The following is a 21,971-nucleotide window of genomic DNA, read 5'->3' as shown; positions in this document are numbered from 1 at the left end:
AGATAGTGGGGCCACGGAGCGTCCCGACAGCCGAGGAAATCAGGTGATGATGAGCACTCGAGACAGCGCGACGAAGCGACGTCCGAACGACACGTCCGCGGTCGGCCTCAACCAGCCCAAACGGGACTGGATGGGTGCTGCGATGCGCGCTTTGACGACCGTGACCGGGTCTGAGTTCGCCGGCAAGTACAAGCTGCGCAAGCCCATCGAACGCATCACCTACGAGGGCACCAAGACCGGGTTCCGGACTCTCGGCGCGGCGACCCGCACCTTCGGCAAGGTCACCGGCGGCGGCGAGCCCAAGCGGCTACCCGACAACGAGGCCAAGACCAAGGACTACTTCGACCTCACCCCCACCGACGATCAGAAGATGATCGTCGAGACGGTGAAGGATTTCGCCGGTGAGATCCTGCGCCCGGCCGCCTACGAGGCCGACGCCGCCGCCAAGGCGCCGCGCGATCTGCTCGACCGCGCCGCCGAACTCGGCATCACCCTGATCAACGTTCCCGAGGAGCTCGAGGGCGCGGCCGCCGAGCGCGGCGCGGTCACCAACTCGCTGGTGGCCGAGGCCCTCGCCTACGGCGACATGGGTCTCGCGCTGCCGATTCTCGCGCCGAGCGGTGTGGCCGTCGCGCTGTCGCAGTGGGGCACCGACGCCCAGCAGCGCACCTACCTGCCCGCCTTCACCGGCGAGAACGTGCCGCAGGCCTCGGTGGTCATCAGCGAGCCGCGCGCCCTGTTCGACCCGTTCGCCCTGCAGACCAAGGCCACCCGCTCTCCCAGCGGCTACCGCCTCAACGGCGTGAAGAGCCTGGTCCCGGCGGCTGCCGACGCCGAATTGTTCCTGGTGGCGGCCGAGCTCGACGGGCGCCCGGCGCTGTTCATCGTCGAGTCCGACGCGGCGGGCCTGGTGGTGGAGGCCGACCCGAGCATGGGTCTGCGCGCCGCCGGTCTGGGTCGGCTGATCCTGGACAATGTCGCGGTCGGCACCGACGCGATCCTCGGCGACGGTGACGCCGCCGCCCGCGCCGCCGAGTACGCCGACGCCGTGCAGCTGGCCCGCCTCGGCTGGGCCTCGCTCGCGGTCGGCACCGGGCAGGCCGTGCTCGACTACGTGATCCCCTACGTGAACGAGCGTGAGGCGTTCGGCGAGCCGATCTCGCACCGCCAGGCGGTGGCGTTCATGGTCGCCAATATCGCGATCGAGCTCGACGGTCTGCGCCTGGTCACCCTGCGCGGCGCCTCGCGCGCGGAGCAGGGCCTGTCGTTCGCCCGTGAGGCGGCGCTGGCGCGCAAGCTCGCCACCGACAAGGGCATGCAGATCGGCCTCGACGGTGTGCAACTGCTCGGCGGCCACGGCTTCACCAAGGAGCACCCGGTCGAGCGCTGGTATCGCGATCTTCGTGCCATCGGCGTCGCCGAGGGCATCGTGCTGGTGTAGCGGACGCTTTTCTTACCTTCCAGGAGACTTCCCATGATCAATCTCGAACTCCCCAAGAAGCTGAAGGCGAGCGCCAACCAGGCCCACCAGGTCGCCGCCCAGATCTTCCGCCCGATCTCGCGCAAGTACGACCTCGCCGAGCACGCGTACCCGGTCGAACTCGACACCATGTCGGCCATGGTCGAGGGGCTCGCCGACTCGGGCACCCAGCAGATCGGCGGCGCCTCCGGCGGCCGTGGCGACACCGCGACCGACCTGCTGACAGCCAACGCCAACGGCGGCAACATGTCGTCGCTGATGAACACCCTCGAAACCGCGTGGGGCGATGTCGGCTTGCTGCTGACCATCCCCTACCAGGGCCTCGGCAATGCCGCGATCGCCGCGGTGGCCACCGACGAGCAGCTGGAGCGGTTCGGCAAGGTGTGGGCCTCGATGGCCATCACCGAGCCGTCGTTCGGTTCCGACTCGGCCGCCGTGTCGACCACCGCCGTCCTCGACGGTGACGAGTGGGTGCTCAACGGCGAGAAGATCTTCGTCACCGCCGGTGAGCGGTCCACCCACATCGTGGTGTGGGCGACGGTGGACAAGAGCCTCGGCCGGGCGGCGATCAAGTCGTTCGTCGTCCCGCGGGACGCTCCGGGTCTTTCGGTGGCGCGGCTCGAGCACAAGCTCGGCATCAAGGCCTCCGACACCGCGGTGCTGCTGCTGCAGGACTGCCGCATTCCGAAGGACAACATCCTCGGTTCGCCGGAAGTGAACGTGGAGAAGGGTTTTGCCGGGGTCATGCAGACCTTCGACAACACCCGCCCGCTGGTGGCCGCGATGGCCATCGGCGTCGCCCGCGCCGCGCTCGAGGAGCTGCGCACCATCCTCACCGAGGCAGGCGTCGACATCTCCTACGACACCCCAGCGATGAACCAGCACGCCGCGGCGGCCGAATTCCTGCGGATGGAAGCCGATTACGAGGCGGCCTACCTGCTCGCCCTGCGCGCGGCGTGGATGGCCGACAACAAGAAGCCGAACTCGCTCGAGGCCTCGATGTCGAAGGCCAAGGCGGGCCGCACCGGCACCGATGTCACCCTCAAGGCCGTGGAACTGGCGGGCGCCGTCGGTTACTCCCAGCGTCTGCTCCTGGAGAAGTGGGGCCGCGACTCGAAGATCCTCGACATCTTCGAAGGCACCCAGCAGATCCAGCAGCTGATCGTCGCCCGGCGCATCCTCGGCAAGACCAGCGCCGAACTGAAGTGATCGGTTAGCGAAACCGGTGCGGATCATACAGATCCGCACCGGTTTCGTATTCGTAGCTCACCTCGACGAACCCGGAGACTCCCAGTTCAAGCCGGCAGCTTCGGCCGCTTCGCCCAGGCGCTTGTCGAAGGTCACCAATGCCGTCAGATCGGCGGCGAGCTCCAGCGCGGTCGCGAGATGGATCGCATCGAGGCTGCGGATCGACGGCGGTGACACCGCAGCGGCATTCGCCCGCACAATCGGATCGATCTCCACGCGGTCCACCCGTGCCAGCACGGCGGGCACATTGATCAAATCCGCGGGCGCGGCCACCCGGACCGCCCGGACGAGTTCCACCTCGGCCAGCGCTGAAGTCAACCACGCCATCTCGGTTCGCTCGCCGAGCCAATCGAGCAGCGCATCGGTCTCTGCCTCCCGGTGGACCAGCTTCACCAACGCGCTCGTGTCGAAGTACAGCATCAGTAGCGTTCGCCGTCCCTGAGGTCCTGCAAGGCGGCGCTGACAGCGTTGTCGCTATCGGTGTCGGTCGAGCCACGGCGCAGCTGCGCCAGCAACTCAGCACGTCCTTGTGTAGCCGGACGTGCCCGGCGTTGCGCGATGAGCCTGGAGCGCACATCGCCATCCGGGTCGACCGGAACGATGCGTCCGATAACACGTCCACGCTCGGTGATGTCCACCGATTCCCCCGACTTCACCAGCGCGAGACACCGAGCCGTATGGTGCGAGAGTTCACGAACTGGAACAGTAGCCATAGCTTAAGTGTGACACTTTTTTGTAAAACATGCATGAAGCGGTCGGTCGGCTAAGCCGGCCGACCGGTGGCGAGAAGTAGCAGGTCGATGGCGGGGGCTTTGATGTCTTCGGGGCCTTCGCCGTAGGTCCAGTCGGTGTCGGTGGCGGTCAATCGGGTTGCGCGGAAACGTTTCTTGGCGCCGTAGAAGCGGCTGGCGATGGTGTAGTCGAGGGCGGGGACGACGCGGTCGACGGGGGTTTCGTAGGGGCGGGCGAGGGGGCGGGCGATGTCTTGGCCGTGGACGATGATGTCGACCAGGGGGTCGAGGACGCCCGCGCCAGGTGCGCGGCGGGTCGAGTCGGCGAAGGCGCGGAGTTCGGTGAGCAGTTCGGCCGGGGTGTGGCGGGCGGCGCGGGTGGTGGCCAGCTCGGCGTTCATCCGGTTCCAGTTGCCCTTGGCGCGCAGGACGGCAACGAGGGTCTCGCGCAGGGTGTCGGTGGTGCTGACGTGGGCGAGAACGTCGTGGATCGTCCAGCCCGGGCACAGTGACGGGGTGGCCCATTCGCCGGGGGTGAGGTCTTCGAGAAAGTCGGCGAGGGCGAGCCGTTCGGCTCGCACCCAGTTCTGCACCTGCGCGTCGTCCATGACCATGACTCCCATTCGTCGTTCGCTACCGGTACCGACGACACGAACGCACGAAACTCATCGACGTGCGATGATTCCCACCGTGGGGAAGAATTCGAAGCCGAATGCCGTCATCATCCTCGGCGCAGCCGGTGGCGCGGCGATCGGTTTGCTCGTCGCGAACTGGAGTGCGATGCGGGCGGTCGTCTACGCGGTGATCTGGCTGATAGCGGCGGGGATTCTGCTCTATCGGCAGCGCCGGGAAACAGCGGAGAAGACCGCCGAACGGGAGTGACCTCAGATGGTTGCCGTGTCGTCGGCGTGGAGGCGGCGGTCCAGGCGGTGCGGGTTCACGTCGAGCAGCGCCCGATCCCAATCGGCCAGGTCGGCAGCGGCGGCGTAGGTCGTATCGAGGAAGTGCAGGAGGGTGGCGTCGGGGTCGTCCGACTCACGAACCACCTCGTACGGCAGGACGAACTCGCCGAGTGCCGCGTCCCAGTGCGCACCGTCGGGTCCCGCGGGCCGCGACGAATATCCGTCCGGGGCCGGATAGCTGTAGGCGTAGAACATGCCTTCGGTGTCGCCGGGCCAGAATCCCGCGCTGGCGCATTCACGCGAATACGCCTCCTCCATCACCCAGTTCGCGCAGTTGGGCGCCCCGCCGGGATGCGTCGGCGCGCTACGCCCGGAGAAGCGGGTACACGCCAGGTCGAGCGAACCCCAGAACAGATGCACCGGGCTGGATTTTCCGGCGAAGCCCGCTCGCCACAGCTGGAACACCCGATTCGCCTGCACGAGTTGCTGCCAGTAGACGCCGACCGCATCGGCGTCGTAGGACTGATGAACGGTGTCCTCGGCGAACGGGATCGCGGGGTCGACCTCGTTCGGTGAGGCCTCGATATCGACCGTGATGTCCAAGCGTCCGAGCACCTCGACGAGCTCGGCGTAGAAATCGGCGACCGTGCGTGGTCGCAGCGCGAGCGTGGCCCGGCGTCCGTCGCTGGTGCGCAGCACGAGTTCGTGCGCGGCGAAATCGAATTCGATGTCGAGAATGCGGCCGTCGACCGGGATGGCGCCGGTGGCCAACCCCCGCGCGCTCACCGTGAACGTGACGTTCCACCAGTGGTTGATCAGCGGCGTGCCCGCCATCTTCAGCTTGCCGACGATCTGCGACCACATGTGCAGGGTGTCGCGGGTATCGGACCAGGTGTCGACCTTCAGTGCGGGCCAGCGGGCCTTCTCCGGTGTCAGTCGAGCCATCGGGTTCTCACTCCTTCGGTACGCGGCGAGCGGTCGGATTCCGTGGAGCAGCTTTCATCCTACGGCGAGTCGGCACTTGTCTGAGACCCTGGGTCTCATATAACGTGCGAGCTGCGCCACACGAAGGAGACACCGCTGATGCTGTCGACAGTCAAGAACACCGCGACCGATCCCGAGTACCACGAGATCCTGCGCAACCTGTCCGAAGGTTCGGTGAACCGGCACTTCGATCCCTATGTCGACATCGATTGGGATTCGCCCGAGTTCGCCGTGCACAGCGACGACCCGCGCTGGATCATGCCCGACGAGGACCCGCTCGGCCGTCACCCCTGGTACAAGGCGCAACCGATCGAGAAGCAGATCGCCATCGGAATGTGGCGCCAGGCCGGTATCGCCAAGGTCGGCCTGGATTTCGAGCAGCTGCTCATCCGCGGCCTGATGCAGTACCTGATCTCGGTCCCCAACGGTGACCCGGAATTCCGGTACGTTACGCACGAGGCTGCCGAAGAGTGCAACCACACGATGATGTTCCAGGAGATGATCAACCGCATCGGCTACCGCGATGTGATCGGCATGGGCACGATCGACCGCAAGCTCACGATGATCATCTGGCCCGCGGTCAAGTACTTCCCCGAGCTGTTCTTCACGATGATCCTCGGCGGCGAGGAACCGATCGATCACCTGCAGAAGTCGCTGCTGCGCGGCGGTGTGGACCTGCATCCGATGGTGCACCGGGTGATGCAGATCCACGTGGCCGAGGAAGCCCGCCACATCTCCTTCGCCCACGAGTACCTGCGCCGCAATGTGCCGGGCATGAACGCGGTCACCAAATCCCTGCTGTCGGTGCTGTTCCCGGTCGCGATGCGGATCATGCTCGACATGATCATGACCCCGCCCAAGGAGTTCGTCGAGAAGTTCGACATCCCCGCCGAGGTGATGCGCGATGCCTACTGGTCGAACCCGGAATCGCAGACCATGATGCGCAATATCTTCGGCGATGTGCGCGCGCTGGCCACCAACAGCGGCCTGATGAACCCGGTTTCGCGCCTGGCGTGGCGGCTGCTCGGTATCGACGGTCCCGTCACCCGGTACCGCAGCGAACCTGCCCGCAAGGCCGCCTGAGTCGAATTCGCCGTATCCCACTGTACACAGCGATGTACAGTGGGATATGGCCGATTACGAGAGTGTTCCGCTGACCGAATTACGGGGTCAGCTCGGTAGTGTTTTCGACGGGGTGTCCGCGAGCGGACGACCGGTGATCGTCACCAGGGAGGGGAAAGAATTGGTCGCAGTGGTACCGGCGGAAGTGTTGCGGCACGCGGCATTGCCACCCGCCTATTTCAACGACGACCTGCGCGAACAGATCCTCGGCAGACTCGATGACCGGATCAAACAGCATTCCGCCGAAGACATCGCCGAGGCGGAGGCGAAACTGAGCAAGGTGATGGGCGCGCTCGACGGCACGAGCGCGAGCCGCCGGTGAGCGTCGCCGACCACACCGCCCTCACCTCGCTTGCCCTGTCCCCGCTGTTCGGGCAGGTCATCATGCGCCAGTTCACCCAGCAGCGCCGCATCATGGTGGTGCCGACGGTGAGCCTGATGGCCGCCATGCGCGCGGTCGACAATGTCGACGAACTCGGCCGCCTACTCGACAACCGCGTCGCGGTGCGCTGGGCCGACCTCGACGCGGCGGGTGCCATTCGCACGGGAACCACGGTTCCCATCGCCGACAATCACACCGATTGGCCACTCATCGCCCCGGTCGTCTTCACCGCACAGAATCTCGACATGCCGGTGCTCACCGCGAAACCCGAGTTGTATCGCGGATACAAGGTGCACGTCGCCCCGATGCCCTGAACTGTATTTTCGCGGGGGCGGGCAATAAACGTGATCCAGGTCTCCGTTACGGTGCCAGCGACAGGAAAAGCTGTACCAGGAACACTCTAGGAGAGCTGGTTATGCAGAGTTTCATGCGTCGTTTCATCACCGCGGTAGCCGCGACCTCGGCCGCCGCCGCCATTGTTTTCGCAGGCCCCGCCGTCGCCGAACCCACCGAGACCCAGACCGTCGACGTGGCTGCCGCCGTGTCCCAGCTGCGCACCTCCGTCGCGGACAACCCCGGCGCGCTCGCCGCCCTCGACCAGCTCGTCGCCGACGGCACGGTCGATGTCGCCCTGCCCGCGCAGCCGTTCCAGATCCCGGCCACCTCCGATATCGGCCAGAACGGTGGCGGACCCGGCGTGTACGGCTCGGGTATCGCGCTCGATGTCGACGGTTTCCGCTTCGGCTTCTTCGGCGGACCGGGCACTATCTCGCCGAATCAGAACGGCGCCAAGCTCGAGGTGATGTGGCTGAACCTGTCGAACGGGCAGAGCGGGACTGCCGTGCTCACCGAGCACATGGACGTCCCCGTCGACACCACCATCCGCACCGCGCCGCTGAACACCGGCGGCGGCCTGATCGTCGCCGCGGTATACGGCAGCCTGTGGCACCGCTGGCCCGACGCCGGCCAGCCCGACGGTTACGCCTACCGGCTCGGCCACATCCAGCAGCCGTCGTTCGGCGCCGTCACGCGCTGATTCGCACCGACAACGACACCCCGGGCCGTACAGTCCCGGGGTGTTCGCGTTCGGGGCAACGGCGGATCCGGCGGTGGCGTAGGTTGACCGCGTGGATCTGGACGAGCGACTCGAGGCATTGGAGCGGCGGGTCGCCGCCCTCGAAGGCACCCCGCACACCGACGAGCGGCTGCCCTGGGCGGTGGCGCGGTTGCGCGCGGAATTCGACGACGCGGGCGACCGCAACGGCGGCGTCCTGCTGGCAGGCGCGCTGAAGCTGCCGACGGGTGAGCGGGTGGACTGGCAGGCGCAATATGCCACCGACGCCATCGTCGGCGACATCTGGACCATCGAAGCGGCCAATTGCCTTGCCGCCCTTGCCGATCCGGTTCGCCTGCGACTGCTGCGCGAGATCGTGTACGGTCGCCGCACCGCCGCGGATCTGGCGGCCATCGCCGAACTGGGCACCTCGGCCGAGATCTATCAGCATCTGCGCCAGTTGGCGGCGGTCGGCTGGTTGCAGACCGCGGGTCTCGGCCGCTTCGAGGTGCCCGAGGGCAGGCTCGTTCCGCTGCTCGCCGCGCTGGCGAGCGCTCAGCGATGATTGGGAATTGTCCCAATTGTCCTGATTTACCACTGTGACGCAGGCCACCACACTGCTACCGTGAGCAGCGAAGACAAACGATGTGTGGAGGTAGACGAGTGAGCGTGGCCCATCTTCTCGAAACGGTGAAAGCCCTCGGTGTTCTGCGTTCGCGTGGCGTCTCCGATCCAACAAAGCCGCTCGAGACCCTGCGGACGATGAAAGAGTCCAAGATCTACGGCCCGCAGGCCACCCTGGTCCGGCACTCCGCCCGCGTCGCCCCCGAACAGGTCGCCCTGGCCGACGAACGCGGCGAACTCACCTACCGCGAACTCGACGACCAGTCCACGGCGGTGGCCCGTGGTCTCCAGGCGGCCGGCATCAGCGAGGGCATGGTGATCGCGGTCCTGGCTCGCGACCATCGCGGTCTCATCATGTCGATGATCGCGGCGGGCAAGCTCGGGGCGCGCATCGCTCTGATGAACACCGGGTTCGCCAAACCGCAGTTCGCCGAGGTGTGCGAGCGCGAGAAGGTGCGCGCGGTCCTGCACGACAGCGAGTTCCTCGGCCTGCTCGACGCACTGCCCGCCGACCTACCGCGCTACCTCACCTGGGTCGACGAAGGCGCCGAGATCCCGGCGGGCGCAACCACTTTCGACGACCTGATCGCCGCAAACTCCGCCGAGCCGCTGCCCGCGCCGAGCAAGCCGGGCGGTTTCATCATCCTCACCAGCGGCACCACCGGCCTGCCCAAGGGCGCGCCGCGCACCAAGGTGACGCCGATGGCCACCGCGCAGTTCGTCGACCGGGTGCCCTTCCCCAAGCGCGGCGTGATGATGATCGTCTCGCCGATCTTCCACAGCACAGGCCTCGGTACCTGGCTGGTCGGCACCATCCTGTCGAACAAGATCGTCATGCGGCGCCGCTTCGACGCCGAGGCCACGCTGGCCTCGATCGCCGAGCACAAGGTGGAGATGCTGGTCTGCGTGCCGACGATGCTGCACCGGATGACCGAGCTGCCCGCCGAGGTCCGCGCGAAGTACGACCTGTCGTCGCTGAAGGTCATCCTGTTCGCCGGGTCGGCGCTCACCCCTGAGCTGTGCATCCGGGCCACCGAGGTGTTCGGGCCGGTGCTCTACAACCTCTACGGCTCCACCGAGGTGGCCATCGCCTCCATCGCCAACCCCGCCGAGCTGGCGGAGGCGCCGGGCACGGTCGGCCGCTCCCCCATCACCTGCGAGGTCCGCCTCTACGACGAGAACGACCAGCCGGTCCGCGAACCCGGCGCCAAGGGCCGGATCTTCGTGCGCAGCGGTGCCCCGTTCGAGGGCTACACCGACGGCAGGCACAAGCAGATCATCGACGGCTTCATGTCCAGTGGCGACATGGGCCATTTCACCGAGTCCGGCCTGCTCATGGTCGACGGCCGCGACGACGACATGATCGTCTCCGGCGGCGAGAACGTCTACCCGCAGGAGGTGGAGAACCTGCTGATCGAGCACCCGCAGGTGTTCGATGTGGCGGTGGTCGGCGTCGACGACCCCGAGTTCGGAAAACGCTTGCGCGCCTTCGTCGTGCCCGAACCCGGCCAGACACCCGACGCCGCCGCGCTGCAGGCACACGTGAAGGAGAACCTGGCCCGCTTCAAGGTGCCGCGCGAGGTGGTGTTCGTCGAGGAACTGCCCCGTAATGCCACCGGCAAGATCCTGCGCCGGGTGCTCATCGACTATGAGGTGTCACAGTGATGTCTCAGGGCTGAGACGGGCGACACAGTAAGAGCGCCGTGCTTGCTATTGTTAGCACCAGCACTGGATCTCGAAGACGCGGTCCGGCCCCGCGGTGACGCGGGCTCGGTCTGCCGAAAGGCTGTTCGATGTCTCTGTCTCTGCCCGCGCTAGGCGGCACGGCTCGGCGTGCGGGCGATTTCGCCCTCGGCGTCAAGGTCATGGTCGACCGCAAGCTGTTCAACCCCCTACGCCTCGACCATGCCGCGCGCTCGTTCCGCAATGTGTCGAAATTCGGCCCGTTCGCCGGTGTGGTCATGCACGCCGCCCAGACGCGACCCGGCGCGGGCGCGATCGTCGACGAACGCGGTGAGCTCACCTTCGGGATGCTCGACGAGCAGTCGAGCGCGTTGGCCCGCGGGCTGCGCGCCAGCGGCATCAGCGAGGGCGATGTCATCGCGGTGCTGGCGCGCGACCACCGTGGCATGGTGCTGAGCCTGCTCGCGGCGGGCAAGCTCGGCGTGCGCGCGGTCCTGATGAACACCGGTTTCGCCAAACCGCAGTTCGCCGATGTGGCCACCCGCGAGAAGGTCAAGGCGGTACTGCACGACAGCGAGTTCATGGATCTCATGAGCGCCATTCCCGCCGAGATCCCGCGCATCCTGACCTGGGTCGACGAGGCGCACGGTGTGGATCCGTCGATCCCGACGGTCGAATCGCTGATCTCGGGGCGCTCGGTGGAACCGCTGACGCCGCCGAGCAAGCCGGGCGGCATGGTGATCCTGACCAGCGGCACCACCGGTACCCCCAAGGGCGCGCCGCGCGACAAGGTGAGCCCGTTCGCGTCGGCTCAGTTCGTCGACCGGGTGCCGCTGCCCTACAACGGCACGATGATCATGGCGGCGCCGATCTTCCACGGCACCGGTCTGTCGCAGTTCACCCTCGGTCTGGCGTTGGGCAACCGGGTGATCTTCCAGCAGCGCAAGTTCGACCCCGAGCAGACCCTGGCCAATATCGTGCAGTACCGGGCGGATTCGCTGGTCGTCGTCCCGACGATGCTGCAGCGCATCCTCGACCTGGACGAGAAGATCCTGGCGAAGTACGACCCGTCCACGATCAAGGTGATCTTCGCGGCCGGCTCGGCCATCGCACCCGATGTGGTGACCCGCTGCCTGGACTACTTCGGCGACAGCCTCTACAACCTCTACGGTTCCACCGAATGCGCGGTGATGACCGTGGCCACCCCCGAGGACCTGCGCAAGTCGCCGACCACCGCGGGCAAGCCGCCGGTCGGTATCCGCATCGTGCTGCTCGACGAGAACCGCAAGCCGATCACCGAACCGAACGTCACCGGGACGATCTTCGTGGACAACGGTTTCGCCTTCACCGGCTACACCGACGGCCGGACCAAGGAAATGGTCGACGGCATGATGTCCAGCGGCGACGTGGGCCATTTCGACGAAGACGGCCTGCTCTACATCGACGGCCGCGACGACGACATGATCGTGTCCGGCGGTGAGAACGTCTTCCCGCTCGAGGTGGAGAACCTCATCGCGGGCCGCCACGACGTATTCGAAGCGGCCGTGGTCGGTGTCGACGACCGCGACTACGGGAAGCGTCTGCGCGCCTTCGTCGTGCCCGGGCCCGACTCCGCCCGGGATGCCGACGAGATCAAGGACTTCGTGCGCCAGAACCTGGCCCGCTACAAGGTGCCGCGCGAAGTGATCTTCCTCGACGAACTCCCCCGCAACGCCACCGGCAAACTGCTGCGCAAGCCGCTGATCGAGATGGACATCGAGGGGCAGTGATCCCGTCGCACCGTCGGGACCCGTCTCGGCGGTGCTTTATCATCGGCCGGTGATCATCGAGTTCCGGCAGGCGTCCGCGCCGTCGCGTGCCCTCGGCGCGCGCGTGCGCGGTGCCTGTGCGGGCTCGATGTCGGGTGCGTTGTCGCTGGCCGCCCACGGGCTGGCCGCCGGGAGCGCGATGCCCGGCAGCACAACGGTCGCGCTGCTGGCGGCCGTGTCCGCCGTGGTGGGCGCGCTGGTGGCCGGGCCGGTGCGTCACGGTGCGCTCGGGCTCGCGGTGGTGCTGCTGGGTGGTCAGCTCGTGGGTCACACCACGATGAGCTGGTCCGGTCACGGACACCACGTGGAGGATTCGCTCGGCCTCGGCATGCTCACGGCCCACACCGTCGCGGCCGTCCTCGCCGCGGTGGTCGTCATCGGCGCCGAAGCCGCTTACCGCGCCGCGGGCGCCCTGCTGGCCCGCGCCCTCCCCCAGCGCTACCGCACCCCGCGCATTCCCGGTCGCGCACCGCTGCGCCTCACCCACCGCGACCGCGTCATCCTGCGCGTCCTCACCGCGCGATCACTGCGCACCCGAGCCCCGCCTCTCGCCTTCGCCTTCTGACCTTTTCCCGGTGCGCGCGATCTCGCGCACTGGTCACCAATGCATGCACCCGTGCTCGGCGGCTGTGAGTCTCGCCCGCCGACCGGCTTCGTGCGCGCCCGCTCGCCGTGATCGCGGTGGTCGGTGCGCTCGCGCGGCTCCGGCCTGGCGGTTCATCGTGGCCGGCGGCTGACAGCTCGCCTCGCGACGTCGGCCACTGTGCTCACGCGGCGGCGGCCGAGGCATACCGCTCGAAGCGATTCGGTGGGCTCGTGCCCGACAGACCTCGTGTTCGCGGAGCACGCCGACGAAAGCCACGGTAGCTCGTGTCTTCCGGCGCGGATGTCGTGGCTGATTCTGTGCGACTGCCGATGTCTGCTTCGGCGAACGCTCGTGCGGTGGCTGCTGCTCGCGATGGTGAGCACCGGGTTTCACTACTTCAGAAACGAATGATGATGAGCATTACCGATATTCGTCCGGCCGAGAGTTCGGTCGGGGACGGTGAGCGGTCACCTCGCGCGCGGCGCGGGATGCGGGTCGCTCCCTTGGCCATGCGGCTGCATTTCTACGCGGGGTTCTTCGTCGCCCCGTTCATCCTGATCGCGGCGCTCACCGGCGCGCTGTATGCGATCGCGCCGACGATCGAAGGGTTCGTGTCGCGGGATCTGCTTCAGGTGCAGACCTCCGGGCCGGATCAATCCTTGTCGGCGCAGGTGGGCGCCGCGGTCGCCGGCAAGCCCGACCTGGCGTTGGTGGCCGTCGCCCCGGCCGCGGCCGACGGGGAAACCATGCGGGTGTTGTTCAGCGATCCCGCGCTGGGTGATTCCGAACGCCTCTCGGTGTTCGTCGACCCGCACACCGCCCAGCCGGTGGGCGAGGCCGTCGTCTACGGCAGTGGTGGCGCGCTGCCGTTGCGGGCGTGGCTCAGCGAGTTCCACCGGAGTCTGCACCTGGGTGAGCCCGGGCGGCTCTACAGCGAGCTCGCGGCCTCGTGGCTGTGGGTGATCGCCCTGTTCGGGCTGGTGCTGTGGGTGAACCGGGTGCGCAAGCGTCGTGCGCGCAACGGTGCGCGGTGGCTGGTAGCGCCGGATCTTTCGCAGCCGAAACGCCGGAAGATGAACTGGCACGCCGCGATCGGTGTGTGGACGCTGCCGGTGATCCTGTTGCTGTCCGCGACGGGTCTGACCTGGTCCGCCTATGCCGGTGAGAACGTGACGAAGCTGCGCGAGGAAATGAGCTGGACCACCCCGGCGGTGAGCGTGGCACTCCCCGGCGCGGCCGCACCGGCGACGACCGGCGGCGACCACCACAGCGGCGGTAGCACCACACCCGCACCGGTCGATCAGCACCTCAGGATCGCGCAACTCGACCGGGTATACGAGGTTGCGCGGGCCAACGGCATCACCCAGGCCGCCGAGATCACTGTCCCGGCGGAATCGGACGCCGCTTTCGGTGTCAAGGAGCTGCGCAAGCCGGGCACCTACACGATCGACTCGGTCGCGGTCGACGGCAACGGCACAGTCACCGATCGACTCGCCTACGCCGACTGGCCGCTGATGGCCAAGCTCACCAACTGGGGTATCGCCTTCCACATGGGGCTGCTGTTCGGCCTGGTCAACCAGCTGTTGTTGCTGGCGATCATGCTCGGTCTCGTGGTCATGATCGTCCTCGGCTACCGGATGTGGTGGCAGCGGCGACCCACCCGCGCGGGCTCTTTGCCGATGCCACCACGGCGCGGAGTACTACGCAAGACGTCGCTGTGGATCACGATTCCGCTCGTCGCGGCGGCCGTGGTGATCGGATGGTTCGTACCCCTGCTCGGGCTCAGTCTGCTCGGGTTCTTCCTGATCGACGTGGCGCTCGGCCTGGCCGCCCGCGCCTACCCGAACAGCTGAGTGCGCTGTCGGCGAGGTGAAACTGCCTCGCCGACAGCCGCTTTCGGCTTGGCAACCGGTGCTTTCCCCGCGTGCCCGGTCCGCCCGGCGCGGGATGCTTAGGATCGGGGCATGGCGATCGACCGGCGGCAGTTCCTCCGATACGGCGCGGCCGGGTCGATCGTGGCGGCGGTCGGGGTGTCGGCGGCGAGCAGCGCACCGTTTCCCGCACCCCGTTTCCTGGGCGAACCGTTCTCCCTCGGCGTGGCCTCCGGCGAACCGACACCCGACGGTGTGGTGCTGTGGACCCGGCTCGCCCCCGACCCGCTGGCCCCCGACGGGTACGGCGGTATGCCGGTCGACCCGGTGACGGTCGACTACGAGGTCGCCGAGGACGAACGATTCACCAAGGTCGTCGTCCGGGGTTCGGCGGTGGCCACCCGCGCCCTCGGCCACAGCGTGCACCCCGAGGTGACCGGCCTGGCGCCGGACCGCTGGTACTACTACCGCTTCCGCGCGGGCTCGGCCATCTCACCGGTCGGACGCACCCGCACCGCGCCGCCGCCGGACCGGCCGACGCAGCGGATGCGATTCGCGTTCGCCTCCTGCCAGTCGTGGAGCTCGGGCTACTACACCGCCTATGAGCACATGGCCGCCGAGGACCTCGACCTCGTCGTCCACCTGGGCGACTACATCTACGAGTCCTCGTGGGTGGTCGCCCGGCGCGGCGTGAAGCTGCCGCCGCAGCTCGAGGGCGAAGCGGTCGACCTCGCCGGATACCGGCTGCGATACGCCCAGGCCAAGGCCGAAGCGCCACTGCAAGCCGCCCACGCCGCGTTCCCCTGGCTGGTCACCTTCGACGACCACGAACTCGACAACAACTGGGCCGGTGAGCATCCCGGCCTCGGCAACGACGTGCACCGCCTGCCGTTCCTGTTCCGGCGCCGCAAAGCCGCCGCGTTCCAGGCGATGTACGAGCATCAGCCGATGCGCCTGGCACAGCTCCCGTCGGGTTCGGCGATCCGCCTGCATCGCCGCTACCGCTTCGGCGACCTGGCCGAATTCACCATGATCGACACCAGGCAGTACCGCGACGAACAGGCCTGCGGCGACGGCAAAGCGGTGCTCGACTGCGCCGACCGGTACTCGACCGGGCGTTCGATTCTCGGTGCGGCCCAGCGTGACTGGCTCGTCGACGGTTTCGCCGCGTCCACCGCGCGCTGGCAGATCCTCGGCAACCAGGTCGCCATGGCCGAATCCGACTACGATCCCGGCCCGGATCTGCTGCTCGGCACCGACGCCTGGGACGGCTACATCGCCGACCGCAATGCCGTGCTCAGCGCCGCCGTCGACCACGACGTGGCCAACCTGGTGGTGATCACCGGTGACCGGCACGAGAACTACGTCGCCGACCTGCACCGCGACTACACCGATCCCGAATCACCCGTGGTGGCCACCGAATTCACGGGCACCTCGATCAGCACGGGCGGGGACGGCGAGGACTTCCCCGACACCGGCCGCGCCCTGCTGGCCGCCAACCCGCACATGCGGTTCTACAACAAGCAACGCGGCTATGTGCGGGTCGAGCTCGACCATGATTTGTGGCGCAACGACTTCCGGGTGGTGCCGTACGTGCGTTCGCCGGGGGCGCCCATCAGCACCCGTGCCAGTTTCGTCGTGCAGGACGGCATTCCGGGCACGATCGAGGCCTAGTGGGTGAAGTCCTCCAGCGTCTGCTCGGGCACTTCGGGTACCTGCACGGGACGTAGCAGCGCCCAGCCGACGAATACCACTGCCACTCCGGCCATTCCAAGACCAGCCCACAGATTCACATCGACCCCGCCGGTCTTCGCCTCCTGGGCGGCGGAGTCCTGCAGCAGTGAGGTGACCACGAGCACGACACCGTAGAGACCGAGCAGCGCACCGATGATGGTGCGGATATCGAAAAGCATTGCGACGACTCCTTATCCGATGACGATATTGAGCGCGACCACCAGCACGAGCGCGATCCCGGCGAGCAGGACCGGTCGCTGATACCAGGGCAGCGAGTCGGCGTCGGCGTCGGTGCGCAGCGCCTTGGGAGTCTCCGAGTACACCAGGCCCACCAGCTCGGCGGCCGGCTTCGGCCGGGTCACCATCGTCACCGCCACGCTGACGACGATATCGACGACGAAGGCCACACCCGCGGCGACGAAACTGGCGCCCTGCCCCGACAGCGAGGTCACCCCTGTCTCGTTGAGCACGAACACCACGATGGCGGCCAGCGTGCCACTGACCAGGCCGATCCAGCCCGCGGCCGCGGTCATCCGCTTCCACAGCATGCCGAGGATGAAGGTGGCGAACAGCGGCGCGTTGAAGAAACTGAACAGCGTCTGCAGGTAGTCCATCATGTTGCTGAACCCGCCCGCGATGAACGCGGTGAAGATCGCCGCCACCGTCGCACCGACCGTGGCCAGCCTGCCGACCCGCAGGTAGTAGCCGTCGGACCGGTCCTTGCGCACGTACTGCTGCCACAGGTCGAAGCTGAATACGGTGTTGAACGCGGAGATATTGGCCGCCATGCCCGCCATGAACGCCGCGAGCAGACCGGCGAGCCCCACCCCGAGCAACCCGTTGGGCAGCACCTCTTTCATCAGGAACAGCAGCGCCTGGTTGTAGGTGACATCGCCCTCGAAGTCGGGGTTCGCGGCGACCTGCTGCTTGTACTCGATCATCTGCGGGACGAGGACCGCGCTGATCATGCCGGGGATCACCACGATCAGCGGGATGAACATCTTCGGGTAGGCGCCGATGATCGGCGTGCGCTGCGCGGCCGCGATCGAATGTGTGGCGAGGGCTCGCTGAACCTCCACAAAATTGGTCGTCCAGTAGCCGAACGACAGCACGAAACCGAGACCGAACACGATGCCCATGATCGAGGCGAAATTGTCGGTGAACCCGCTCATCGCGTTGCCCGGCCAGGTGTGCAGCTGGTCGGCGCCGCCCGGTGACGCACTCACCTTGTCCTGCAACCCGTCCCAACCGCCGACCCGATGCAGCCCGACGAGGGTGAGCGGCAGCAGCGCGGCGACGATCACGAAGAACTGCAGCACCTCGTTGTAGATCGCGGCCGACAACCCACCGAGGGTGACATACGACAGCACGATCACTGCGGCGACCGCCACCGAGATCCACAGCGGCCAGCCGAGCAGCACGTTCAGGATGGTGCCGAGCAGGTAGAGGTTCACCCCGGCGATCAGCACCTGCGCCACGGCGAAACTCAGCGCGTTCACCAGGTGCGCGCCGGTGCCGAAGCGCCTGCGCATGAACTCCGGTACCGAGCGCACCTTCGAGCCGTAGTAGAACGGCATCATCACCACGCCGAGGAAGAGCATGGCGGGCACGGCGCCGATCCAGAAGTAGTTGAACGTCGGGAAGCCGTACTGAGCCCCGTTGGCGGACATGCCCATGATCTCCACCGCGCCGAGGTTGGCGGAGATGAAGGCGAGGCCCGTCACCCAGGCGGGTAGCGACCGGCCGGACAGGAAGAAGTCGACACTGGAGGACACCCGGCTGCGTGCGATCAGGCCGATGCCGAGGACGAAGACGAAATACAGGGCGACGAGCGCGTAATCGACCGGAGCCGCGTCCAGCCGCAGCGACGACGAGGCATCGAGCACGATCGAGGGCGAATGAGCAAGCGGCACAGTGGATCCCTCCTGGACTGGGAACCGGGCGGCGTAGAGCGTCGTTCACACGGCGCGGGCTGCGACGCCCGCCGAACTGTTTCGGTTGGTACCACTGTGCGTGATTGTGCCCCGCGTCACACCCGAAACGGGGTGAACAATTGGGCAACCGTTCAATCCAGTTTGCGGGCGCCCGCCCCCGGTTCGGCCGTGATCACCCGGGGCGCGGCCAGGTCCGCCGCCGTGAAGCGCCGCCCGATCGCGGCGCCGATCCGGTCGGCATCGGCGCGTTCCACCAGGGCGAGCACGCTGCCGCCGAAACCGCCGCCGACCATCCGCGCACCGTAGGCGCCCGCGTCGAGCGCCGCGTCGACGGCGAGGTCGAGCGCCGGTGTCGAGACCTCGAAGTCGTCGCGCAGTGACCGGTGGGAGGCGGTGAGCAGCGGGCCGATGGCGCGCGGGTCGGCACCGGAACGCAACCGCGAGACCACGTCGAGGACGCGATCGTTCTCGGTGACGACGTGGGTCGCCCTGCGGCGCAGCACCGGATCGTGCAGCCGGGCCATGTTCAGCTCGGTGGCGTCACGCAGCGCGTGGACGCCGAGAACGGCGGCGGCCGCCGCGCATTCGTTGCGACGCTCGGCGTAGCCACCGTCGGCCAGGTCGTGTGGATGACCGGTATCGGCGACGATCAACGCCAGCCCCGCGGCCCGCAGGTCGAACGGGATCTGTTCCACCGCACCGGCTTCGCCGTTCAGATAGGCACGCACATCGAGGAACAAAGCGTGGCCCTCGGTACACAGGATGGCGGCGGACTGGTCGAGGATGCCGGTCGGCACACCGGCGAAACCGTTCTCGGCCGCCCGCGCGATCCGCACCATCGCCCGGTCGTCGAGGCCGGGCGCGAACAGGTCACGCAGGGCTATGGTCACCGCGCAACACAACGCCGCCGAACTCGACAGGCCCGCACCGATCGGCACCGCGCCGTCGAGTTGGAGATCGACCCCGGTGATCGGACGCCCACCCGCGACGAACTCGCCCACCACACCGAGCGGATAACGCGCCCAGCCGGGCAGCTGATCCCGTTGCCCGGCAAGATCGTCCAGGGCCAGTTCGACGTCCTCGCCCGGCCGCTGCACCGAAGCGACCCGTACCCGGCCGTCCGTACGCGCCCCGGCCGCGCACACCACCCCGAGCGACAACGCGATCGGCAGCACGAACCCGTCGTTGTAGTCGGTGTGCTCGCCGATGATGTTGACCCGGCCCGGCGCGATCCACCTGTCCACCCACACTCCCTTCTCACCGCCCCCCGAACACCACCCCTGCGGACCATCAAACACCGTCTACCCGTGCGGCAGCCGAATCCCTGTCGCGACGGCGCGGGACGTGTCATGATCGACTCAGTTGTAAAGGTTTTTCAGCGTCGGCGCGCCCGCCGGCCGGGAATTCCACTCGGACAACGACACTCGGTGCTCCTCGGCCGACACCCCGAACCGAATTCCCCGGCTCCACGTTTCATCGGCGCGTCGCGGCGGATCGAGGGGGATCTGATGAAGGTCGGCACAGCACATCGGGGTAGTACGCGCTGGTGGACGCCTTCGCTCGGCGCGGTGGGTGTCATCGCGATCGCACCACTGCTCGGCGGCCGGCCCCTGTCGTTCCTGCTGCTCCTGATCGTGGCCGCGGGCAGTCTGACGATGATCGGCGTCGGCCTGCGCCGGTTCCGGCCCGCCAACCGACTGCCCTGGTGTCTGCTCGCCACGTCCATCCCCCTTTTCGCCGCGGGCACCACGATCCGTGAACTGGACACGCACACCACCTGGCACCCGGCCGACGATCTGAGCACCCTGGCCGCCTACGTGTGCCTCGCGCTCGCGGCCGTCGGCTGGTTGCAGCCGCGCAGGCTCACCGGTGCGTGCGACTCCTGGCTCGACTCGACTCTCATCGGCATCAGCGCGCTCCTGACCTCGTGGACGTTCCTGATCTCGCCGATTCTGCGCCACAACACCGGTGTCGACGCGGTGATCGCCGCGAGCTACCCGGTGATCGACGCGCTGCTGCTCACGGCGCTGGCGCATTCGCTCGTCACCGTCGCCCGGTCCGACATCGCCTTGCGGCTGTTGCACGTGGCGCTGCTCGCAGTGCTGGTCTCGGGAGTGGTCGAAAGTCTTTCGGCGGCAGGATTTCTCGCGACCCAGAACCCATTCGGTCTGGTGCCGCACCAGCTGGCCTATCTGCTGGCGGGGCTGGCCGCGCTGCACCCGACCATGGACGTGAGCCGCGACGGCGCCGAGGCCCATCCGCACCGCTCGCGCAGGCGGGCGGGCGTGATCGCGGTGGCTCTGGTCGGCGCCTCGCTGATGAGCGTGGTCGGCACCGATCTCGGCACGGGCGACCGGATGGTGATCTGCCTGCTGCTCACCTCGCTGCTGGTCGGGGTGCTCGTGCGCAGCGAACGCGCCATCGCCCGCAGTCAGTTCAGCGAGCGCCGCGCCCAGTACCGGGCCGACCACGACGTGCTCACCGGACTGCTCAACCGGGCCGCACTGCTGCGCGCACCGCAGCGGCTGCGCACGCAGTGGGCGGGAAAACCATTGTGCCTGCTGTTCATCGACCTCGACGGCTTCAAGATGGTCAACGACAGTTACGGCCACGCGATCGGCGACGAGCTGATCGCGCGGGCCGCGTCCCGCATCCGTCGCACGGCGCGGCGCACCGACGTGACCGCCCGCTACGGCGGCGACGAATTCGTCGTCCTCTCCCCGCGCACCCGCGCCGAGGCGGCGGTCCTCGCCGAACATCTGCTCGGCGCGTTCGTGCGGCCCTTCGAGCTGAGCTGCGGGGAAATCCCCATCACCGCCAGTATCGGGGTGGCGTGCGTGCGCACCCGGCCCAGCGACACCACCGTCTACGACCTGATCCGCGAGGCCGACGCGGCCATGTATCACGCCAAGGAGCACCGCCTCGGCCTGACTTTTCACGACGACATGCACCGGCCGGGTTTCCGGCGGGCACTGCGCCGCGCCGCCGACCCGACGAGCACGGCGGTGTGAGGTGTCAGTCTCCTAGTTCGGCGAGCAGCCTTTTGGCCGCCTCCAGTTCGGCCTGCAGCTGAGCCACCTTGGCCTGCTGCACCTCCCGCGCGGCCTCCAGGATCCCCGCGACCACTTCCTCGACCTCCGGGTGCAGGATCTTGGCAGCCTGGGCGACCGCACCGCTGTTCACCGCGAGCCCCTTGACGCTGCGCTTCTTGCCGTTCACGACGTCGACGGTCCATTCGCCGTCGGCGGTGCCGGTGAGGGTGACGGTGACCTCGGGCGCCTTGGGCTTGCGCGCCGCCGTAGCCTTGGCCGGACGCGGCGCCGCCGGTTTCGCTGCGGCGGTGGCCTCGTCGGGCACGGGCGCGAGCGAACGCGGCGCGGCGGGCTTCGGCGCGGCACTCGGCGGAGACGAGGGCTGGGTCACGTGGGTGTCCTTTCGGTTGCTCGGCTCGGGAACGTGGTGCGTGGCGGGCTTGGCGCCGCCGGGCGCAACGGTAGTCCCGCGGGCCGGCTTGGTCAGCGTCACCTCGCTCGGGCCGAACGAGAGCACATCTTTGGAACCGGTCGGGCGCACCTGCAGGAAGTCGCCGTCGGCCGGGTCACCGAGCGCGACGATCTTGCCGGACTTGCCCTCCTCGATGCCGACGGCCGCAGAGGTGAACCACACCATCGGAGGTTTGCCCTCGGCCAGCTCGCCTGCGATGCGCGCGAGCTCGGCCTCGGACAGAACCGGAGGAGCTGATCGACGGGATGCGGACTTGGTGCTCGGCGAGGACATCGTGGACTCCGGGAGGTTGGTGCGTGCTAGAGCGTGGTGTGCCCCTGATGA

Annotated in this window: 22 protein-coding genes; 14 read left to right on the top strand and 8 right to left on the bottom strand. The window is 67.8% G+C overall.

Annotated features, from left to right (window positions below; genetic code table 11):
• The first annotated feature begins 46 nt into the window (after window positions 1–46).
• Together AB0I19_RS23840 and AB0I19_RS23835 are read left to right on the top strand one after the other, a co-directional pair.
• Entirely contained in the window at window positions 47–1,441 is a 1,395-nt protein-coding gene (locus AB0I19_RS23840; RefSeq protein WP_067637246.1) for an acyl-CoA dehydrogenase family protein, read from the top strand.
• A 33-nt stretch (window positions 1,442–1,474) separates the two neighbouring features.
• Window positions 1,475–2,689, top strand: coding sequence for an acyl-CoA dehydrogenase family protein (locus AB0I19_RS23835; RefSeq protein WP_357151261.1), 1,215 nt, complete (start codon window positions 1,475–1,477; stop codon window positions 2,687–2,689).
• Window positions 2,690–2,746: 57 nt separating this feature from the next.
• Here the strand turns inward: AB0I19_RS23835 and AB0I19_RS23830 are convergent, their stop codons facing one another.
• From AB0I19_RS23830 to AB0I19_RS23820, 3 genes are read right to left on the bottom strand one after another with little or no spacing between them, the layout of a single operon-like run.
• Window positions 2,747–3,148, bottom strand: coding sequence for a type II toxin-antitoxin system VapC family toxin (locus tag AB0I19_RS23830; RefSeq protein WP_356986610.1), 402 nt, complete (start codon window positions 3,146–3,148; stop codon window positions 2,747–2,749).
• The gene (locus tag AB0I19_RS23825; RefSeq protein WP_157104801.1) at window positions 3,148–3,441 is read right to left on the bottom strand and encodes a prevent-host-death protein; all 294 of its coding nucleotides are present in this window, start codon (window positions 3,439–3,441) and stop codon (window positions 3,148–3,150) included. The genes AB0I19_RS23830 and AB0I19_RS23825 overlap by 1 nt, the downstream gene beginning before the upstream one ends.
• A gap of 50 nt (window positions 3,442–3,491) precedes the next feature.
• Entirely contained in the window at window positions 3,492–4,082 is a 591-nt protein-coding gene (locus tag AB0I19_RS23820; protein WP_357151259.1) for a maleylpyruvate isomerase family mycothiol-dependent enzyme, read from the bottom strand.
• Between the two features lie 67 nt (window positions 4,083–4,149).
• Here AB0I19_RS23820 and AB0I19_RS23815 point away from each other — a divergent pair, with 67 nt between their 5' ends.
• Window positions 4,150–4,341 carry a hypothetical protein gene (locus AB0I19_RS23815; protein ID WP_357151257.1) on the top strand — a complete coding sequence of 64 codons (192 nt, stop codon included), beginning with the start codon at window positions 4,150–4,152 and terminating at the stop codon, window positions 4,339–4,341.
• A gap of 2 nt (window positions 4,342–4,343) precedes the next feature.
• On the opposite strand, the gene AB0I19_RS23810 is transcribed toward AB0I19_RS23815, so the two are convergent.
• Window positions 4,344–5,306, bottom strand: coding sequence for a DUF5996 family protein (locus AB0I19_RS23810; protein ID WP_357151255.1), 963 nt, complete (start codon window positions 5,304–5,306; stop codon window positions 4,344–4,346).
• Window positions 5,307–5,444: 138 nt separating this feature from the next.
• Here AB0I19_RS23810 and AB0I19_RS23805 point away from each other — a divergent pair, with 138 nt between their 5' ends.
• The 10 genes from AB0I19_RS23805 (at window position 5,445) to AB0I19_RS23760 (ending at window position 16,149) form a co-directional block, all read left to right on the top strand.
• Window positions 5,445–6,428, top strand: a complete 984-nt coding sequence (locus AB0I19_RS23805) for a diiron oxygenase (protein WP_357151253.1) — start codon at window positions 5,445–5,447, stop codon at window positions 6,426–6,428.
• 46 nt (window positions 6,429–6,474) lie between these two features.
• Window positions 6,475–6,789, top strand: coding sequence for a type II toxin-antitoxin system prevent-host-death family antitoxin (locus AB0I19_RS23800; protein ID WP_067491628.1), 315 nt, complete (start codon window positions 6,475–6,477; stop codon window positions 6,787–6,789).
• Window positions 6,786–7,163, top strand: a complete 378-nt coding sequence (locus AB0I19_RS23795; RefSeq protein ID WP_067491626.1) for a hypothetical protein — start codon at window positions 6,786–6,788, stop codon at window positions 7,161–7,163. Before AB0I19_RS23800 ends, AB0I19_RS23795 begins: the two co-directional genes overlap by 4 nt.
• A 101-nt stretch (window positions 7,164–7,264) precedes the next feature.
• Window positions 7,265–7,885: a hypothetical protein gene (locus AB0I19_RS23790; RefSeq protein ID WP_357151251.1), complete on the top strand. Its 621-nt coding sequence runs from the start codon at window positions 7,265–7,267 to the stop codon at window positions 7,883–7,885.
• Between the two features lie 91 nt (window positions 7,886–7,976).
• Complete coding sequence (locus AB0I19_RS23785; RefSeq protein WP_067491622.1) at window positions 7,977–8,468, top strand: helix-turn-helix domain-containing protein; 492 nt, start codon at window positions 7,977–7,979, stop codon at window positions 8,466–8,468.
• Between the two features lie 80 nt (window positions 8,469–8,548).
• Complete coding sequence (locus AB0I19_RS23780) at window positions 8,549–10,192, top strand: acyl-CoA synthetase (protein WP_357151248.1); 1,644 nt, start codon at window positions 8,549–8,551, stop codon at window positions 10,190–10,192.
• Window positions 10,193–10,320: 128 nt separating this feature from the next.
• Entirely contained in the window at window positions 10,321–11,979 is a 1,659-nt protein-coding gene (locus AB0I19_RS23775) for an acyl-CoA synthetase (protein ID WP_357151246.1), read from the top strand.
• A 49-nt stretch (window positions 11,980–12,028) separates the two neighbouring features.
• Window positions 12,029–12,583, top strand: coding sequence for a hypothetical protein (locus AB0I19_RS23770; protein ID WP_357151244.1), 555 nt, complete (start codon window positions 12,029–12,031; stop codon window positions 12,581–12,583).
• A 434-nt stretch (window positions 12,584–13,017) separates the two neighbouring features.
• Complete coding sequence (locus AB0I19_RS23765; RefSeq protein WP_357151242.1) at window positions 13,018–14,457, top strand: PepSY-associated TM helix domain-containing protein; 1,440 nt, start codon at window positions 13,018–13,020, stop codon at window positions 14,455–14,457.
• A gap of 111 nt (window positions 14,458–14,568) precedes the next feature.
• Window positions 14,569–16,149 (top strand): alkaline phosphatase D family protein, encoded by a 1,581-nt coding sequence (locus tag AB0I19_RS23760; protein WP_357151240.1) that lies wholly within the window; start codon window positions 14,569–14,571, stop codon window positions 16,147–16,149.
• Here AB0I19_RS23760 and AB0I19_RS23755 read toward each other — a convergent pair.
• From AB0I19_RS23755 to galK, 3 genes are all read right to left on the bottom strand, one after another.
• Window positions 16,146–16,388, bottom strand: coding sequence for a hypothetical protein (locus tag AB0I19_RS23755; protein ID WP_356986626.1), 243 nt, complete (start codon window positions 16,386–16,388; stop codon window positions 16,146–16,148). The two genes, AB0I19_RS23760 and AB0I19_RS23755, sit on opposite strands and share 4 nt — an antisense overlap.
• Before the next feature lie 12 nt (window positions 16,389–16,400).
• The gene (locus AB0I19_RS23750; protein WP_357151300.1) at window positions 16,401–18,098 is read right to left on the bottom strand and encodes a sodium:solute symporter family protein; all 1,698 of its coding nucleotides are present in this window, start codon (window positions 18,096–18,098) and stop codon (window positions 16,401–16,403) included.
• A gap of 176 nt (window positions 18,099–18,274) precedes the next feature.
• Window positions 18,275–19,387, bottom strand: a complete 1,113-nt coding sequence (galK, locus tag AB0I19_RS23745; protein WP_357151238.1) for a galactokinase — start codon at window positions 19,385–19,387, stop codon at window positions 18,275–18,277.
• A gap of 264 nt (window positions 19,388–19,651) precedes the next feature.
• Between galK and AB0I19_RS23740 the strand changes: the two genes are divergently transcribed.
• A complete protein-coding gene (locus tag AB0I19_RS23740; RefSeq protein ID WP_357151236.1) occupies window positions 19,652–21,154 on the top strand; it encodes a GGDEF domain-containing protein in 1,503 nt (500 codons plus the stop codon).
• Window positions 21,155–21,158: 4 nt separating this feature from the next.
• Here the strand turns inward: AB0I19_RS23740 and AB0I19_RS23735 are convergent, their stop codons facing one another.
• Complete coding sequence (locus tag AB0I19_RS23735; protein ID WP_357151234.1) at window positions 21,159–21,920, bottom strand: DUF6319 family protein; 762 nt, start codon at window positions 21,918–21,920, stop codon at window positions 21,159–21,161.
• Window positions 21,921–21,971 lie beyond the last annotated feature (51 nt).

It is taken from the genome of Nocardia sp. NPDC050413 (assembly GCF_040655475.1).
GTDB lineage: Bacteria > Actinomycetota > Actinomycetes > Mycobacteriales > Mycobacteriaceae > Nocardia > Nocardia coubleae.
This window is presented reverse-complemented; position numbering and strand designations above follow the sequence as displayed.